Source organism: Leclercia adecarboxylata (assembly GCF_023639785.1).
In the GTDB taxonomy this organism is placed as follows: domain Bacteria; phylum Pseudomonadota; class Gammaproteobacteria; order Enterobacterales; family Enterobacteriaceae; genus Enterobacter; species Enterobacter adecarboxylatus_D.
The window spans coordinates 3,750,777-3,767,418 of the sequence record NZ_CP098325.1 but is presented as its reverse complement, the minus strand read 5'-3'; the positions used below and the strand labels follow the sequence as shown (position 1 = coordinate 3,767,418).

The following is a 16,642-nucleotide window of genomic DNA, read 5'->3' as shown; positions in this document are numbered from 1 at the left end:
ATTTAGACGTTATGAAAAGTTATTCGATATCTTTGCTCGGGAGAAGCATGTCGGGATCCAGTAAAGCATTAAGTCGTCGCCGCCTGTTACAAGGGGCCGGAGCCATGTGGTTGCTTAGCGTCAGTCAGGTAGGACTTGCCGCCGTCAGTCAGGTCGTCGCGGTGCGTGTCTGGCCCTCGTCGACCTATACACGCGTGACGGTGGAGTCGAACCGGGTGCTGAACTATAAGCAATTCGCTCTGAGCAACCCGGAGCGGGTGGTGGTGGATATCGAAGGCGTCAATCTGAATTCGGTGCTGAAAGGGATGAGTGCCCAGATCCGCGGGGACGATCCTTTCATCAAGTCCGCGCGGGTCGGGCAGTTTGATCCGAAAACCGTGCGCATGGTGTTTGAACTTAAGCAGAACGTTAAACCGCAGCTGTTTGCCCTGGCCCCGGTGGCGGGTTTTAAAGAGCGTCTGGTGATGGATCTCTATCCGGCCAACGCAACGGACATTCAGGATCCACTCCTGGCTCTGCTGGAAGATTACAACAAAGGCGATCTTGAAAAGCAGGTTCCTCCAGCGCAAAGCGGCCCGCAGCCGGGCAAAGCCGGGCGCGATCGCCCGATTGTGATCATGCTCGATCCGGGACACGGCGGGGAGGACTCCGGCGCGGTAGGCAAATACCGGACGCGGGAAAAAGACGTGGTGCTGCAGATTGCCCGTCGCCTGAAGGCGCTGATCGACAGGGAAGGCAATATGCGCGCGTACATGACGCGTAACGAAGATGTCTTTATTCCGCTGAAGGTGCGGGTAGCAAAAGCGCAGAAGCAGCGCGCGGATCTGTTTGTCTCCATTCATGCGGACGCCTTTACCAGCCGTCAGCCGAGCGGTTCATCGGTGTTTGCCCTCTCCACCAAAGGGGCGACCAGTACCGCCGCACGCTATCTTGCTGATACCCAGAACGCCTCTGACCTTATTGGTGGGGTAGGAAGAAGCGGCGATCGCTACGTCGACCACACCATGTTTGATATGGTGCAGTCGCTGACCATCACCGACAGCCTGAAGTTTGGCAAAGCGGTGCTGGGTAAGCTCGGCCGTGTCAATAAGCTGCATAAGAACAGCGTTGAGCAGGCCGGTTTTGCGGTACTGAAAGCGCCGGATATCCCGTCGATTCTGGTGGAGACCGCGTTTATCAGTAACGTGGAAGAGGAGCGCAAGCTCAAGACGGCGAAGTTCCAGCAGGAAGTGGCGGAATCGATACTGTCAGGGATTAAGGCCTATTTCTCTGACGGTGCGACCCTGGCAAGACGGGGATAACATCAACCTGGCCCGGCGGCGCTGCGCGTGCGCGGGCCAACGGGTTGGCTGGCGACAAAAACAAAAAAACACCCGAAAGGGTGTTTATTGTTTTAAGAAGTGTTGGTTGCGGGGGCCGGATTTGAACCGACGACCTTCGGGTTATGAGCCCGACGAGCTACCAGGCTGCTCCACCCCGCGTCCGTCTTTTTGCTTCGTATTTCAAACCACATCTGCGTTGGCTTTCCTCGTTCACCTTAGTCACTTACTGGAGTAAGCTCCTAAGGATTCACTGCGTCGCCGCCTTGCTGTGATTCGAACTACTTTGCAAAAATTTCTACTTTGTAGAATCTTACTTCTTTAAATTTGATTGGTTGCGGGGGCCGGATTTGAACCGACGACCTTCGGGTTATGAGCCCGACGAGCTACCAGGCTGCTCCACCCCGCGTCCGTCTTTCTGCTTTGCAGAAGATACTTCATCAAATTTTAATTGGTTGCGGGGGCCGGATTTGAACCGACGACCTTCGGGTTATGAGCCCGACGAGCTACCAGGCTGCTCCACCCCGCGTCCGTGGAAGCGCACTATACTCTGCTGACTTTTTGTTGCAACCCTTTTTCGTAAAAATCACCAAATTAGGCGTTGTGTTGCGCGCTATAACGACAATCAGACTGTTTTTTGCGCAGAATTTGCGACAGGGAAGGTAATCGCATTTCAATACCCCTGCCGGTTTGTTATCTTCGTTACGCAGAATCGGGCAACTTGAAGATGGGATATATGAAAGGACGTTGGGCGAAGTATCTGATAACGGGCGCCATGGTAGCAATTCTCGCCGCCTGTTCCTCCAAACCGACCGATCGCGGTCAGCAATATAAAGACGGGAAACTGACCCAGCCTTTCTCTTTAGTGAACCAGCCGGACGCCGTGGGCGCGCCCATTAATGGCGGCGACTTTGCCGAGCAGGTAAGCCAGATCCGCACCGCCTCGCCGCGGCTGTATGGCTCGCAGAACGCCGTTTATAACGCCGTGCAGGACTGGCTACGTGCCGGAGGCGATACCCGCACCATGCGCCAGTACGGTATCGACGCCTGGCAGATGGAAGGCACCGACAACTACGGTAACGTCCAGTTTACCGGCTACTACACGCCGGTGGTGCAGGCGCGCCATACCGCGCAGGGTGAGTTCAAGTATCCAATCTACCGCATGCCGCCAAAACGTGGCCGCCTGCCGTCCCGCGCTGAGATCTACTCGGGTGCGCTGAGCGACAACTATGTCCTCGCCTACAGCAACTCGCTGATGGATAACTTCATCATGGATGTGCAGGGCAGCGGCTATATCGATTTTGGTGACGGCAGCCCGCTAAACTTCTTCAGCTACGCCGGTAAGAATGGCCATGCGTATCGCAGCATCGGGAAGGTGCTGATCGATCGCGGGGAAGTGAAACGCGAAGATATGTCGATGCAGGCGATCCGCGAGTGGGGCGAGAAGCACAGCGAATATGAAGTCCGTGAGCTGCTTGAGCAGAACCCGTCGTTTGTCTTCTTTAAACCGCAAAACTTTGCCCCGGTGAAAGGCGCCAGTGCGGTACCGCTGATTGGCCGGGCGTCGGTAGCGTCTGACAAGACGGTCATCCCGCCGGGAACCACGCTGCTGGCAGAAGTTCCGCTGCTGAATAATGAAGGTAAGTTCAGCGGCCAGTACGAGCTGCGTCTGATGGTGGCGCTGGACGTTGGCGGCGCGATTAAAGGCCAGCACTTCGATATTTATCAGGGCATTGGTGCCGATGCCGGCCACCGTGCAGGCTGGTATAACCACTACGGGCGTGTATGGGTGCTGAAATCCGCAGCAGGCGCGGGCAACGTGTTTAGCGGCTGAGTGTGGTAATATTGACGCCATGTTTTCCAGGGTGAGGGGCAACTCTCACCCTTTTTACATCTGAGGTCGTATGTCTGTAGTAATGAGCGAAGCCTGGCGCCAGCGTTTTGGTGGCACCGCGCGTTTATATGGTGAAAAAGCCCTGCAGCTGTTTGCCGATGCACATATCTGCGTGGTCGGCATTGGCGGCGTGGGTTCATGGGCGGCAGAAGCGCTGGCACGAACCGGGATCGGCGCCATTACGCTAATCGACATGGATGATGTCTGCGTCACCAACACCAACCGGCAGATCCACGCCCTGCGCGACAGCGTCGGGCTGGCAAAGTCAGAGGTGATGGCGGAGCGCATTCGCCAGATCAACCCGGAATGTCGCGTCACCGTGATTGATGATTTCGTGACTGCCGATAACGTGGCGCAATACATGGGGGCCGGTTACAGCTACGTGATTGACGCCATCGACAGCGTGCGTCCGAAAGCGGCGCTCATCGCCTGGTGCCGTCGCAATAAAGTGCCGCTGGTGACCACTGGCGGAGCGGGCGGGCAGATTGACCCGACGCAGATCCAGGTCACTGACCTGGCGAAGACCATTCAGGATCCGCTGGCGGCTAAGCTGCGCGAGCGCCTGAAAAGCGATTTTGGCGTGGTGAAAAACAGCAAAGGCAAGCTGGGCATCGACTGCGTCTTTTCCACGGAAGCGCTGGTCTATCCGCAGGCGGACGGTTCGGTGTGTGCCATGAAGAGCACCGCAGAAGGGCCAAAACGGATGGACTGTGCCTCCGGGTTTGGCGCGGCCACCATGGTGACCGCGAGCTTTGGTTTTATCGCCGTGTCTCATGCCCTGAAAAAGATGATGGCGAAGGCGGAACGTCAGGCCTGACGCGCCGCCTCCAGCACCGCTTCACTGAGCGCAGTTAGCCCCTGGCTGCGCGAGGCGCTTAGCTGGCCGCGAAGTCCCAGCGCATCAAACAGCGCCAGGGGATTTTCTCCCAGGATCTGCGCGGCGCTTTTCCCCTCAATGGCCGTCAGCAGCACGGCCAGCAAGCCGCGAACGATACGTCCTTCGCTGTCGCCATAAAAATGCAGGTTATCCCCAATACGCGTGACCCCAAGCCAGACGCGGTTCTCACAGCCGGGGATCTCTTTCGCCTGTGCCTTAAGCTCATCGGAGAGCGCAGGCAGCTGTTTACCCAGCAGGATCAGCTGACGATATTTGTCTTCCCACTGGTTTAGCGGGGCGAAGGTCTGTTTTAACGTCTTTTCAGTGATGACGGTGCCGAACGGGTGTCCGGCCAGAGTTGGGCTTGTCATTAATCCACCAGTAAAGCAAGGGCGCGATCGACGGCGGCGACCAGCGCGTCGACATCGCTTTGGGTATTGTAGGGGGCAAACGAGGCGCGGAGCGTGCCGTTTACGCCCAGCGCCGCCAGCAGCGGCTGGGCGCAGTGCTGGCCGGCGCGCAGGGCGATGCCGTACTCCGCCAGCAGCGTCACCATGTCGCTGTGATGCACGCCGGCAAAATCGAACGCCAGCAGGCTTGAGTCCTGCACCCGGAAAGAGCGAAATCCGGGGCGCTGTTTCAGCGCCTCTTCCGCCAGCGTCGCCAGCCCGCGGCTCCAGCTCTCTGCCTGCTGTAGATCGATATCCGCCAGCCACTCCAGCGCCGCGCTCAGGCCAATGACGCCCGCGACGTTTGGCGTACCGGCTTCAAGACGATACGGCACTTGCTGAGTGTTGAACCCGTCGAAGGTGACCTCGGTGATCATCTTGCCGCCGCCGAGCCACGGCGTCATCTCCTCCAGCAGTTGCGCTTTACCGTACAGCGCGCCAATCCCGGTCGGCCCGTAGAGCTTATGTCCGGAGAAGGCATAGAAGTCGATATCCAGCTGCTGCACATCCGCCGGGAAATGCACAACCCCCTGCGCGCCATCGACCATCACCACCATCCCGTTGTCATGGGCGAGGCTGATGGCACGGGCGAGATCCGGACAGCCGCCGGTAACGTTGGACATCTGCCCCAGCGCGAGGATGCGGCTGCGCGAGGTCATAAACTCGGGCAGGCGGGCGACATCCGCCAGCAAATCTGCGCCCAGGGGCAACTTCACCACCCGGGCGCCGGTCTGTTCGGCAACCATCAGCCAGGGCACGAGGTTAGCGTGGTGCTCCGCCTCGCTGACGATAATCTCATCCCCCGGTTGCAGGCGCGGGCGGGCGTAGCATTGCGCCACCATATTGATGGCTTCGGTCGTGCCTCGCGTCCAGACAATGTTTTTACCGCTTTCGGCGTTAAGCAGGCGGGCGACCTGGTCGCGTGCCGCTTCGTAGCGCGCGGTTAAGCGTTGCGCCTCGGCAAACTGGCTGCGATGCACATTGCCCGCGCTCAGGCTGTAAAACTGGTGGGTGGCCTCGATCACCGCCTGGGGCTTGAGTGCGGTCGCGGCGCTATCAAGATAGACACCGGCATCGGCCAGCGCCGGGAACTGCGCGCGAAAATGGGCAGGGCTGAATGCGTTCATGGAATTCCTCTTCGTGATGATCAGATCGTCGCGCAAATCACCCGTCAGGGCAAGGAGGTTGATCTCTATCGGAATTGTCTGTTTATCCTGGCGCAACAGACGAAGCAGGTTATGCTGAAAGTGTGTCTGGAGAATGTTTTAGCCTGTTATAAAACACGCTTTGAATAGCATTTATTGCTAAAGGAGAAGAAAATGAAAAAGACTATCGCAATTGCCTCGGCCTGTATGCTTACCTTTGCCCTGAGCGCCTGTTCTGGTAATAACTATGTCATGCACACCAATGATGGCCGCTCCATAGTGTCAGAAGGTAAGCCGCAGACCGATAACGATACCGGCATGATCTCGTATAAGGACGCTAACGGGAACAAACAGCAGATCAACCGCAGTGATGTGAAAGAGATGGTTGAGCTGAATAAGTAAGGATACAGCAGACAAAAAAAAGCACCGCAATTGGGCGGTGCTACATTAATCACTATGGACAGACAGGGTAAATGTACAGGAAGTGAAAAGGTGGTAGTTTTCCTACCGTGGTCTGAATCGCAGACCAATTGCAAACACAACAACACAACATCACAACCGTAAGCCAAAAGCCCATCAGAACACGCATTCCAAAAAAAGCTTTTCGTTCCGGCTCAGGAAGTGCCGCCACTATAGGTATTTGCTGGTAGTTCCTCAACGGACAATTTATAATGGCTCAGATAAAAAAAACTAATAGGTTAAACGTTGTTTCCTGTTTGTTAAAAGCCGTTAACATCTAAGCCAGATAACCATGTCCAAGCGATTACCACCACTTAATGCATTACGTGTATTTGATGCTGCCGCGCGCCATTTAAGTTTCACCCGCGCGGCCGATGAGCTTTTTGTGACTCAGGCCGCAGTAAGTCATCAAATCAAGTCCCTTGAGGATTTTCTGGGCCTCAAGCTGTTCCGACGCCGCAATCGTTCCCTGCTTCTTACTGAAGAGGGGCAGAGCTATTTTCAGGATATTAAAGAGATATTTTCTCAGCTTACCGAGGCAACCCGTAAGCTACAGGCGCGGAGTGCGAAAGGGGCGCTGACGGTCAGTCTGTTGCCCAGTTTTGCCATTCAGTGGCTGGTGCCGAGGCTCTCAAGCTTTAACTCAGCTTATCCGGGAATCGACGTTCGAATCCAGGCGGTTGACCGTCAGGAAGACAAGCTGGCAGACGATGTCGACGTTGCAATTTTTTATGGCCGCGGTAACTGGCCGGGCCTGCGTGTCGAAAAATTGTACGCGGAATATTTGCTGCCGGTCTGCTCGCCACTACTCTTAACAGGCGAAAAAGCGTTAAAAACGCCGGAGAATCTGGCGCAGCACACGCTTTTGCACGATGCTTCTCGCCGCGACTGGCAAACTTATACCCGCCAGCTTGGTCTTAACCATATAAACGTGCAGCAGGGCCCCATCTTCAGCCACAGCGCGATGGTGTTACAGGCTGCCATCCACGGACAGGGCGTGGCGTTGGCGAACAACGTTATGGCGCAGTCCGAAATTGAGGCAGGCCGTCTGGTTTGCCCCTTTAATGATGTTCTGGTCAGCAAGAATGCATTTTATCTGGTTTGTCATGACAGTCAGGCAGAACTGGGTAAAATAGCCGCGTTTCGCCAGTGGATCCTGGCAAAGGCGGCCAACGAGCAAGAAAAATTCCGCTTCAGGTACGAGTAACATTCTTTTGCGCGCAGGACGCGCATAACTTCAGGACAGAAACATGACCAGCCGTTTTATGCTGATTTTTGCCGCGGTGAGTGGCTTTATTTTTGTTGCGCTGGGCGCCTTTGGCGCACATGTATTACGCAAATCATTGGGTGTGGTAGAGATGGGCTGGATCCACACCGGTCTGGAATATCAGGCGTTTCATACCCTGGCAATCTTCGGACTGGCGGTGGCGATGCAGCGTCGCATCAGCATCTGGTTTTACTGGAGCAGCGTGTTTATGGCGCTGGGTACCGTGTTGTTCAGCGGTAGCCTCTACTGCCTTGCGCTCTCGCATTTACGCCTGTGGGCGTTTGTTACCCCGGTCGGTGGCGTCAGCTTCCTGGTCGGGTGGGTATTAATGTTAATCGGTTCGTTCCGTCTGAAACGCAAGGGCGTTGTTCATGAATAAAGTTGTCTTATATTGTCGCCCGGGCTTTGAAAAAGAGTGTGCCGCGGAAATTACTGATAAAGCCGCAAAACGCGAAGTCTTTGGTTTTGCTCGCGTGAAAGAGAACGCGGGCTATGTCGTTTTCGAATGCTATCAGCCAGAAGAGGCTGAAAAACTGGTTCGCGAACTGCCGTTCAGCTCGCTGATTTTTGCCCGTCAGATGTTTGTGGCCAGCGAGCTGCTGCAGGATCTGCCGCCAGAAGATCGCATTACCCCTGTTGCCGGTATGCTGCAGGGCATGGTGGAGAAGGGCGGTGAACTGCGCGTTGAGGTGGCAGACACCAACGAAAGCAAAGAGCTGATGAAGTTCTGCCGTAAATTTACCGTGCCGCTGCGTGCCGCGCTGCGTGATTGCGGCGTGCTGACCAACTACGAGACGCCAAAGCGTCCGGTGGTGCATGTCTTCTTTATCGCTCCGGGCTGTTGCTACGTCGGGTACTCCCTGACCACCAATAACTCGCCGTTTTATATGGGCATCCCGCGTCTTAAGTTCCCTTCCGACGCGCCGAGCCGCTCCACGCTCAAACTGGAAGAGGCGTTCCATGTCTTTATCCCGGCCGACGAGTGGGATGAGCGTCTGGCAAACGGCATGTATGCGGTGGATCTGGGCGCCTGTCCGGGCGGCTGGACCTATCAGCTGGTGAAACGCAACATGTGGGTCTACTCCATTGATAACGGCCCGATTGCGCAAAGCCTGATGGATACCGGCCAGGTGACCTGGCTGCGTGAAGACGGTTTCCGCTATCGCCCTAATCGCAATAACATCACCTGGCTGGTGTGCGACATGGTGGAGAAACCGGCGAAGGTGGCGGCACTGATGGCGACCTGGCTGGTCAACGGCTGGTGCCGGGAGGCGATCTTCAACCTCAAGCTGCCGATGAAAAAACGCTACGAAGAGGTTTCCCAGAACCTGGCGTACATTCAGGCCCAGCTTCAGGAGCACGGTATTAATGCCGAGATCCAGGCGCGCCAGCTGTACCACGACCGCGAAGAGGTGACGGTACACGTGCGCCGCTGGTGGGCTGCCGTGGGTGGACGTCGCGACGAGCGATAATCTGTACAGCGCCCGGTGGCGCTATGCTTACCGGGCCTACAGCACCCCTCGTCCCGTAGGCCCGGTAAGCGCAGCGCCACCGGGCATGACTTCACACTCGCTCTAACCTGAGCTGCTGCAAATTCCCGTCCAGCTGTAAATCCGTCTGCAACCGCGCCACGTCCCGGCAGATAAAGGCCATCTCTTTATGGGCCTCCAGTTTTTTACGCCACTTCTCCGGCACCTCATCCAGATGCGCGTATATCCCTTCCAGATCCTGAAAGTCTGTCAGCAACTGGGCAGCGCTTTTCGGGCCAATGCCCGCCACGCCCGGCACCTTTGAGCTGCTGATCCCCGCCAGACCCCAGTAATCCGGCAGCTGCTGGGGGGATACGCCAAACTCACCGGCAATAAAAGGGGCGTCGAGCCAGCGTTTCTGGAAATAGTCACGGATGCGAATAGTCGGGGAAAGCAGCTGGCAGTAGCCTTTGTCAGTGGAAACGATAGTGGCCTGATGCCCGGCGCTGGCGACCTTAACCGCAAGCGTGGCTGCGAGATCGTCGGCTTCATTGCCCTGAGCGCCCCAGCAGGGCACGCCGCGCTGCTCAAAGGCGGCGCGTATCATCGGCATTTCGGCGTGCAGATCGTCCGGCATGGGCGCGCGTCCGGCTTTGTAATCCGGCAGACGCTGATGACGCCAGCCGCTGTTACGTGCTTCATCATCAAACACGGCGACCACGTGGCTGGGCTGGCTGTGGCGAATCAACTGCTCCAGCGCATGCAGGCAGGTATCCTTGCAGGGCGTACCCTGTACTGCGTGAATACGCCGGATAAGGTTCAGCGCGTCGACAATAAGTAAATGAACAGCCACAGATAATCCCTCTTATATCCAGTGGATTAAGGGTAACACCGTCGGCGGAATGAAACTACGAGAGGCGGGAGGAACGGGAAGGAGCCTCGCAAAACAAGGCTCCTTTTTTAGGCTTAGTCGCAGGTGACAATCTTCATCGCCAGGCCACCACGAGAGGTTTCGCGGTATTTGGCGTTCATGTCTTTCCCGGTTTCATACATGGTTTCGATCACTTTATCGAGGCAGACGCGCGGCTCGCTGGTGCGGCGCAGCGCCATACGTGCGGCGTTGACCGCCTTCACGGAGGCAATCGCGTTACGCTCGATACAGGGCACCTGCACCTGGCCGGCAACCGGATCGCAGGTCAGGCCGAGGTTATGCTCCATGCCGATTTCTGCCGCAATGCAGACCTGCGCCGGGCTGGCGCCCAGCAGTTCCGCCAGGCCTGCAGCCGCCATGGAACAGGCCACGCCCACTTCGCCCTGGCAGCCTACTTCGGCGCCTGAGATCGAGGCGTTCATCTTGTACAGCGAGCCAATAGCGCTGGTCACCAGCAGATAGCGAGCCAGCGAGTTAGCGTTTACTTCACGGATGAACTTGTCGTAATAGGCCAGCACCGCAGGAACAATACCGCAAGCACCGTTAGTCGGGGCCGTTACCACGCGTCCGCCCGCGGCGTTCTCTTCGTTCACCGCCAGCGCAAACATGTTGATCCAGTCAACCACCGCCATCGGATCGCTGGTGGTTTTATCGCTGCTCACCAGCATCCGGCGCAGGGCCGCAGCACGGCGCGGGACGCGCAGTTTGCCCGGCAGTACGCCCTCGGTAGTGATACCGCGTTCAATTCCGGCGCGCATCACTTCCCAGACGCTGGCAAAGTGCTGCTCCAGCTCTGCTTTGCTGTGCAATGCCAGCTCGTTTTGCATCATCAGGCCGGAGAGTGACAGACCGCTTTCCTGGCAATGGCGCTGGAGATCCGCTGCCGACTTGTACGGATAAGGGACCGCGACAGGCGCGCTGTCCTGCTGCCCAAAATGGTCTTCGTCGACGATAAAACCGCCGCCGATGGAGTAATAAGTTTGGCTGTAAATGGCCTTGTCGCCTGCCAGCGCGGTGATCCGCATGCCGTTTTCATGCAGCGACAGGTTGTCGGCATGGAAGTTCATGCAGCGATCGACCGGGAACTCAACTTCATGTTCACCGTTGGCCAGCAGCAGGCGGCCGTGGGTGTTTACGTCCTGGATAAAGCTCGGGATGGCGTCAATATCGACGCTATCCGGCAGGTTGCCTGCCAGGCCCATAATGATGGCGATATCGGTATGGTGACCTTTGCCGGTCAGCGACAGGGAGCCATAGACATCTACCACCACGCGGGTGGTGTCGTGCAGCATTCCGCGCGCAATAAGATCGTCCGTGAACTGTTTACCCGCTTTCATTGGCCCGACGGTGTGAGAGCTGGAAGGACCAATACCAATTTTAAAAATATCGAAAACGCTAATCATGATGCGTCCGTTGCTTTACGTCTGAGGAGAAGAGGGCGCCGTCCGAAGACGGCGCAGGAGGAATTAAGCGAACAGCGAGAAGAAGATAGCGGAGATAGCAATCAGACCCATAACCACAACGAAGACGTTGCTGATCTGGCCGCTGTATTTACGCATCGCTGGCACTTTCTGAATCGCGTACATCGGCATCAGGAACAGGATCATCGCGATAACCGGGCCGCCCAGGGTTTCGATCATGCCGAGGATGCTCGGGTTCAGCGTCGCAACCGCCCAGGTGGTCAGCAGCATAAACAGCGCAGTGATCTTGTTCAGCTTGTTGATTTCAATGCTCTTGCCTTTGCCGCGCAGAGATTTAATCACAATACCGTTAAAGCCTTCACGTGCGCCCAGGTAGTGGCCGAGGAAGGATTTGGTGATAGCGATAATCGCGATGATTGGCGCCATCCAGGCAATAACCGGTGCGTTAAAGTGGTTCGCCAGGTAAGAGAGAATCGAGATGTTCTGCTCTTTCGCCGCTGCCAGATCCGCCGGGGAGAGGCTCAGCACGCAGCTGAAGACGAAGAACATAACGGTCAGCACCATCATCACGTGAGCGCGAGCCAGGATGCTGGAGCATTTCTTCTCGGCTTCCTGACCGTACTCTTCACGCTTCGCTACCGCGAAGGAGGAGATGATCGGGGAGTGGTTGAAGGAGAAGACCATGACCGGGATTGCCAGCCACAGGGTCATCCACAGGCCGTTGCCGGTGGCAGACGCGCTGCTCAGGGAGAGGGTTTCCAGCGCCGCGCCGTTCCACTGTGGGATCAGGTAGCACGCCAGCACCATCAGGGCGATAACGAACGGGAACACCAGCACGCTCATCGCTTTAACAATCATCTGCTCACCGAAGCGCACGATAGTCATCATGCCGACAATCAGGATCAGCGACAGAATGGCACGCGGTGGCGGAGTCATGCCCAGCTGATGGGTCATAAAGCTGTCAACGGTGTTGGTGATTGCCACGCTGTATACCAACAGGATGGGGTAAATTGCGAAGAAGTAGAGCAGAGTAATCAGCTTACCTGCGCCAATCCCGAAATGCTCTTCAACCACTTCGGTGATGTCTTCACCCGGATTTTTACCGGACAGCACAAAACGAGTCAGGCCGCGGTGTGCGAAGTAGGTCATCGGGAACGCAATGATTGCCATGATGATCAGCGGAATTAAGCCGCCAACACCCGCGTTAATAGGCAGGAAGAGAACACCAGCGCCGATTGCTGTGCCGTACAGGCCAAGCATCCACATGGTATCGGTTTTACGCCATCCGCTTCGTGTTTCAATCGAAGCAACGGTGCTGGTTTGAGTGGTTTCCATCTGTGTCTCCAGGAAGTAGCTAATGTCAGGTTTCTGGTCAAATTCGATGCAAAAAGAGCAAAACGTAATATGAAATTCGCTCAGTGACGGTTTTTATATAATTTTTCTCCGTAACTATCGGCGGGCGGAAAGATACATTTTCGTAATGGATCTATCAGTGATCCCGATCTCAAATGCAATAATCTACTTTTGAGGTGGGTATCTTTAGACCATTTATCTGCTAATAAATCATCACGAGGAATTTCTGGGCGCGAAGGCTACCATCAACGATATGTGACGGGATAGAGAGCCTTGTAAGATAGGAGTCATACGCTGTAAAAGTGCCTGTTTAGAGCATTTTTTCATGCTTTATGGCGTTTGTGGCTAATTAATCACGCTCTTTAAAAAGAGGTAATCGTTTGCGTTGGGTTATGAAATAACGAAAAGATAAGTATTGGTGATAATAAAAAACAGGCCATGTTACTGAAGGCAATAAAAAAGCCGGGCAGTTTAAACCCTTCCCGGCGGGTATGAGTGAGAGGGTGTCCGGCAGGCTGCCGGACACGGGCGTTACGCGCAAATCTCGTAACAGGGGATATAGGCCGTGCCGGGGAGTTTCATACGGTGCTGGGCGACAAAGCCCTGCAGCAGATCGTCCATACGGCGCATCATTTCGCGATCGCCATGAATCTTATACGGGCCAAACTGTTCGATAGCCTGGATGCCCACCTCTTTCACGTTCCCCGCGACGATGCCTGAGAAGGCGCGACGCAGATCGGCAGCTAAGGTTTCTACAGGCTGATCCGGATAGAGTTTCAGGTTAGCCATATTTTCATGCGACGGTTCAAACGGGATCTGCAGATCCGGCGCAATGCGAATAGACCAGTTGAAGCTGTAGGCATCTCCGGTATCGCGACGGTTCTCTTTCACCAGCGGCATCGCCTTTTTCATCTGGCGCGCCACTTCTGCGGCATCGTCAATGATAATGCGGTAGTGACGGCGTGCCGTCTCGCCGAGCGTATGCACGATGAACTCATCCAGCACGCGGAAGTAATCAGCGCTCTCTTTCGGACCGGTCAGGATCAGCGGCAGAACCTGATCCTGGTTAGCAGGATGCATCAGAATGCCCAGCAGATAGAGCAGCTCTTCTGCCGTACCCACGCCGCCCGGGAAGATGATAATCCCGTGAGCGATGCGGACAAACGCCTCCAGACGTTTCTCGATGTCCGGCATGATGATCAGTTCGTTAACCAGCGGGTTCGGCGGCTCGGCGGCGATGATCGACGGCTCGGTCATGCCGATGAAACGTCCCTCTTTGTAGCGCTGCTGCGCATGGCCTACAGCCGCACCTTTCATTGGCGCTTCCATCGCACCCGGGCCGCAGCCTGTACAGATGTTCAGCTCGCGCAGACCCAGCTGGGTACCCACGCGACGGGCATAGAGATATTCGGTTTCGTTGATAGAGTGACCGCCCCAGCACACCACCATGCTCGGGGCTTCGCCCACGTGCAGCGCGCGGGCGTTACGCAGAATAGAGAACACCAGGTTGGTGATATGAACCGAGCTTTCCAGGTTCAGATGCTGGAAACGGCCGGCGTTGCTGATCTGGCCATTTACAAACAGGATATCGCGCAGGACGGCAAACAGGTTGGCCTGCAGCGCACGAATAATACGTCCGTCCACGAAGGCATCTTCCGGCGGGTTAATCAGTTCCAGCTTTACGCCACGTTCGCGGCGCAGAACGTTAATGTCAAAGCTTTCAAAGCGGGACAGCAACTCTTTGCTGTTGTCGGTGAGGCTACCGGAGTTCAGAACGGCAAGCGAACAGTTACGAAACAGTTGATAGAGATCGCTGCTGGCCGTGCTCTTGAGCATGTCCACTTCCAGCTGCGACAACATATCCATTGAGCCAAGCGGGCTAATATGTGTAATCAAGTGAGCTCCTTACGGGACGTTTATCGTCTTTCCCTGTTGATTACAATAGCCCTGGCTTATGACCTTTCACAACCTAAAGCGCGGAAGATACCGCGCATATTGTGAATTTATTTATTTTACTGACGCACTAACCGACCCATCGCCGGAACGAAATCGGTGTTGCTGCGCCATGGGTTGATATCCAGCCCGCCGCGTCGGGTATAGCGGGCATAGACGCTCAGCGCCTCTGGCTGGCAGAGATGGAGAATGTCATTGAAGATGCGCTCCACGCACTGCTCATGAAACTCGTTATGGTTACGGAAGGAGACCAGATAGCGCAGCAGCTTCTCTCGATCGATTTTCGCGCCGCGATACTTAATCTGCACGGAACCCCAGTCAGGCTGGTGCGTAATCAGGCAGTTGGATTTCAGCAGGTGGCTGACCAGCGTCTCTTCCACCACTTTGCCGCTGGCGGCATTTTCCAGCCAGGCGGTGTCAAACTGGTAGTTGTCGATCTCGATATCCTGATCGTCAATGCAGGTGCCATGGAAGTGGGCAACGGGCTGGCCTTCCAGCTCGTCAATCCGGTAGAGCGCCACGGTGACCTTACCCTGGGCGCAGGCGCTTAAGTCACGCTCCAGCGTGCGCTGCACCGCTTCCCAGCTGTCGAAACGCGTCTGGTTAAAGCTGTTGAGGTAGAGCTTGAAGCTTTTGGATTCCACCAGATTCACGCTGGCATAATCCAGCTCAACCTGGCCGACTGCCACCTGCGGCAAGCCGCGGGCGTTAAGCCAGGAGAGTTCATACAGCGTCCAGATATCGCCGCCGTGGAAGGGCAGGGCATCAGCCTTCAGGCCCAGCGGATCGCGGTTGAGGCTGCGCGGCACGCCCTGTAACAGGCTGGCGTCGTAGATGTCGCGGTAGGCTGTGCTTTTGCCCAGCGTCAGGCCCGACAGGGCATCATGATTTTCGTAAGACATGTTTCGTTGTCACTTTAAGGGTAAACTATGGGGCTGAGTGTATCCTGTCTTAGATAAAGAGAGAAACCGGTGGATAAAGAGACTGCTGCTGCGTTAACTGCATTTACTACGCGTTACTGCGACGCCTGGCATGAACAGAATGCGTCATGGCCGCAAAGTGAAGAGCTGTACGGCGTGCCTTCCCCCTGCATTATCACCTCTTCCGGCGATACGGTGACCTGGCAGCCGCAGCCATTTTCCGCTGAGCAGAATGTAAATGCCATTGAACGCGCCATGGGCATTATGGTACAACCAACGGTTCACGCGTTCTATACCACACAGTTCGCCGGGGATATGTGCGCTCGCTTTGATAATGAAGCGCTGACATTGCTGCAAACCTGGAGCGAAGAAGATCTGCTGCGCGTGCAGGAGAACCTGATTGGGCACCTGGTTACCCAGAAGCGTCTGAAGCTGTCGCCCACGCTGTTTATCGCCACGCTCGACAGTGAAATGGACGTTATCTCTGTCTGTAATCTCACAGGCAACGTCGTTAAAGAGACGCTGGGCACGCAAAAACGCCAGCTCCTCTCCGCTACCCTTGCGGATTTCCTCAATCAACTACATCCCGTCGTGTAATCCTGAATACTACTGCGCGTGTGAGAGATCTCTTACATAGCTTGTGAGAGATCGGCGTCATATCCTGCAGGCGCATCTTGCTGGGCTGCGATTAAATTACAATTCTATCAATAAGTTGAGCGGTTAAATCCTGTCTCACAGATAAGCCTGCTCTTTAATTTGGCTTACGCACCGCCTTGTAAGACGAAGCGGAATAAGGGATTCTATGTCCGTCGACAGGATGCCGACACAAGAAACGAACATCAGGATGATGACGTTTCTTAGCAAGGACACGTCAGGAAGGCGTTACAGGGAAGGCTTCAGGAAGAAGCAAGAGGATAGCGCAAGACGCGTTGAAGGACACCTCCAGGAAGGAGAATGAGAGCCGGTAAGGATGTCCGGTGGGTCAGGAAGGCCAGGACGTTTCAGGATGAAACAGTCACATCAGGACGATGTGTGCAGGATGCAGCGGTTCAGGGAAGACCAGACTTTCGGGTCAGAGGAAAAGTTGTCACGGATGAGCAGGGAGCACCAAAAGTAGCTGGATTGCTGCGAAACGAACCGGGAGCACTGTGTAAACAGTGCTCCCTTTTTTTATTTCTGCGTGGT

The 16,642-nt window shown here is 55.8% G+C and carries 15 protein-coding genes and 3 tRNA genes; 8 read left to right on the top strand and 10 right to left on the bottom strand.

The annotated features are described in order from the left end of the window. Positions 1-47: 47 nt before the first annotated feature. Complete coding sequence (amiC, locus tag NB069_RS17755; protein WP_250585685.1) at positions 48-1,301, top strand: N-acetylmuramoyl-L-alanine amidase AmiC; 1,254 nt, start codon at positions 48-50, stop codon at positions 1,299-1,301. A 103-nt stretch (positions 1,302-1,404) separates the two neighbouring features. Here the strand turns inward: amiC and NB069_RS17750 are convergent. From NB069_RS17750 to NB069_RS17740, 3 genes are all read right to left on the bottom strand, one after another. Continuing rightward, positions 1,405-1,481: transfer RNA gene (locus NB069_RS17750), tRNA-Met, on the bottom strand. A 170-nt stretch (positions 1,482-1,651) separates the two neighbouring features. Then, positions 1,652-1,728 (bottom strand) — tRNA-Met (locus tag NB069_RS17745). Positions 1,729-1,771: 43 nt separating this feature from the next. Then, a tRNA-Met gene (locus NB069_RS17740) sits at positions 1,772-1,848 on the bottom strand. 207 nt (positions 1,849-2,055) lie between these two features. Here NB069_RS17740 and mltA point away from each other — a divergent pair. After that, positions 2,056-3,153, top strand: coding sequence for a murein transglycosylase A (mltA, locus tag NB069_RS17735; protein WP_250585684.1), 1,098 nt, complete (start codon positions 2,056-2,058; stop codon positions 3,151-3,153). Positions 3,154-3,223: 70 nt separating this feature from the next. Next, positions 3,224-4,030, top strand: a complete 807-nt coding sequence (gene tcdA, locus NB069_RS17730; RefSeq protein ID WP_039029912.1) for a tRNA cyclic N6-threonylcarbamoyladenosine(37) synthase TcdA — start codon at positions 3,224-3,226, stop codon at positions 4,028-4,030. Here tcdA and csdE read toward each other — a convergent pair. After that, the gene (csdE, locus tag NB069_RS17725) at positions 4,021-4,461 is read right to left on the bottom strand and encodes a cysteine desulfurase sulfur acceptor subunit CsdE (RefSeq protein ID WP_250585682.1); all 441 of its coding nucleotides are present in this window, start codon (positions 4,459-4,461) and stop codon (positions 4,021-4,023) included. The two genes, tcdA and csdE, sit on opposite strands and share 10 nt — an antisense overlap. Next, the gene (csdA, locus tag NB069_RS17720) at positions 4,461-5,666 is read right to left on the bottom strand and encodes a cysteine desulfurase CsdA (protein ID WP_250585680.1); all 1,206 of its coding nucleotides are present in this window, start codon (positions 5,664-5,666) and stop codon (positions 4,461-4,463) included. Before csdA ends, csdE begins: the two co-directional genes overlap by 1 nt. Positions 5,667-5,858: 192 nt before the next feature. Here csdA and NB069_RS17715 point away from each other — a divergent pair, with 192 nt between their 5' ends. The 4 genes from NB069_RS17715 (at position 5,859) to rlmM (ending at position 8,882) form a co-directional block, all read left to right on the top strand. Continuing rightward, the gene (locus tag NB069_RS17715; protein WP_039029916.1) at positions 5,859-6,086 is read left to right on the top strand and encodes a YgdI/YgdR family lipoprotein; all 228 of its coding nucleotides are present in this window, start codon (positions 5,859-5,861) and stop codon (positions 6,084-6,086) included. Between the two features lie 349 nt (positions 6,087-6,435). Beyond that, positions 6,436-7,350, top strand: coding sequence for a glycine cleavage system transcriptional regulator GcvA (gene gcvA, locus NB069_RS17710; protein WP_250585678.1), 915 nt, complete (start codon positions 6,436-6,438; stop codon positions 7,348-7,350). A gap of 43 nt (positions 7,351-7,393) precedes the next feature. After that, positions 7,394-7,789: a DUF423 domain-containing protein gene (locus tag NB069_RS17705; RefSeq protein ID WP_039029918.1), complete on the top strand. Its 396-nt coding sequence runs from the start codon at positions 7,394-7,396 to the stop codon at positions 7,787-7,789. After that, positions 7,782-8,882 carry a 23S rRNA (cytidine(2498)-2'-O)-methyltransferase RlmM gene (gene rlmM, locus NB069_RS17700; protein ID WP_250585676.1) on the top strand — a complete coding sequence of 367 codons (1,101 nt, stop codon included), beginning with the start codon at positions 7,782-7,784 and terminating at the stop codon, positions 8,880-8,882. The genes NB069_RS17705 and rlmM overlap by 8 nt, the downstream gene beginning before the upstream one ends. A gap of 91 nt (positions 8,883-8,973) precedes the next feature. Here the strand turns inward: rlmM and xni are convergent, their stop codons facing one another. The 5 genes from xni to queF form a co-directional block, all read right to left on the bottom strand. After that, positions 8,974-9,732 carry a flap endonuclease Xni gene (xni, locus tag NB069_RS17695; RefSeq protein ID WP_250585674.1) on the bottom strand — a complete coding sequence of 253 codons (759 nt, stop codon included), beginning with the start codon at positions 9,730-9,732 and terminating at the stop codon, positions 8,974-8,976. A 113-nt stretch (positions 9,733-9,845) separates the two neighbouring features. Then, positions 9,846-11,213, bottom strand: coding sequence for an L-serine ammonia-lyase (locus NB069_RS17690; protein WP_250585672.1), 1,368 nt, complete (start codon positions 11,211-11,213; stop codon positions 9,846-9,848). Positions 11,214-11,276: 63 nt separating this feature from the next. After that, positions 11,277-12,566, bottom strand: coding sequence for an HAAAP family serine/threonine permease (locus NB069_RS17685; protein ID WP_250585670.1), 1,290 nt, complete (start codon positions 12,564-12,566; stop codon positions 11,277-11,279). 549 nt (positions 12,567-13,115) lie between these two features. Then, complete coding sequence (ppnN, locus tag NB069_RS17680; protein ID WP_250585668.1) at positions 13,116-14,480, bottom strand: nucleotide 5'-monophosphate nucleosidase PpnN; 1,365 nt, start codon at positions 14,478-14,480, stop codon at positions 13,116-13,118. A 116-nt stretch (positions 14,481-14,596) separates the two neighbouring features. After that, on the bottom strand, positions 14,597-15,439 hold the full coding sequence (queF, locus tag NB069_RS17675) for an NADPH-dependent 7-cyano-7-deazaguanine reductase QueF (protein WP_250585666.1): 843 nt from the start codon (positions 15,437-15,439) through the stop codon (positions 14,597-14,599). Between the two features lie 69 nt (positions 15,440-15,508). Between queF and syd the strand changes: the two genes are divergently transcribed. Beyond that, a complete protein-coding gene (syd, locus tag NB069_RS17670) occupies positions 15,509-16,054 on the top strand; it encodes a SecY-interacting protein (protein ID WP_250585664.1) in 546 nt (181 codons plus the stop codon). Positions 16,055-16,642 lie beyond the last annotated feature (588 nt).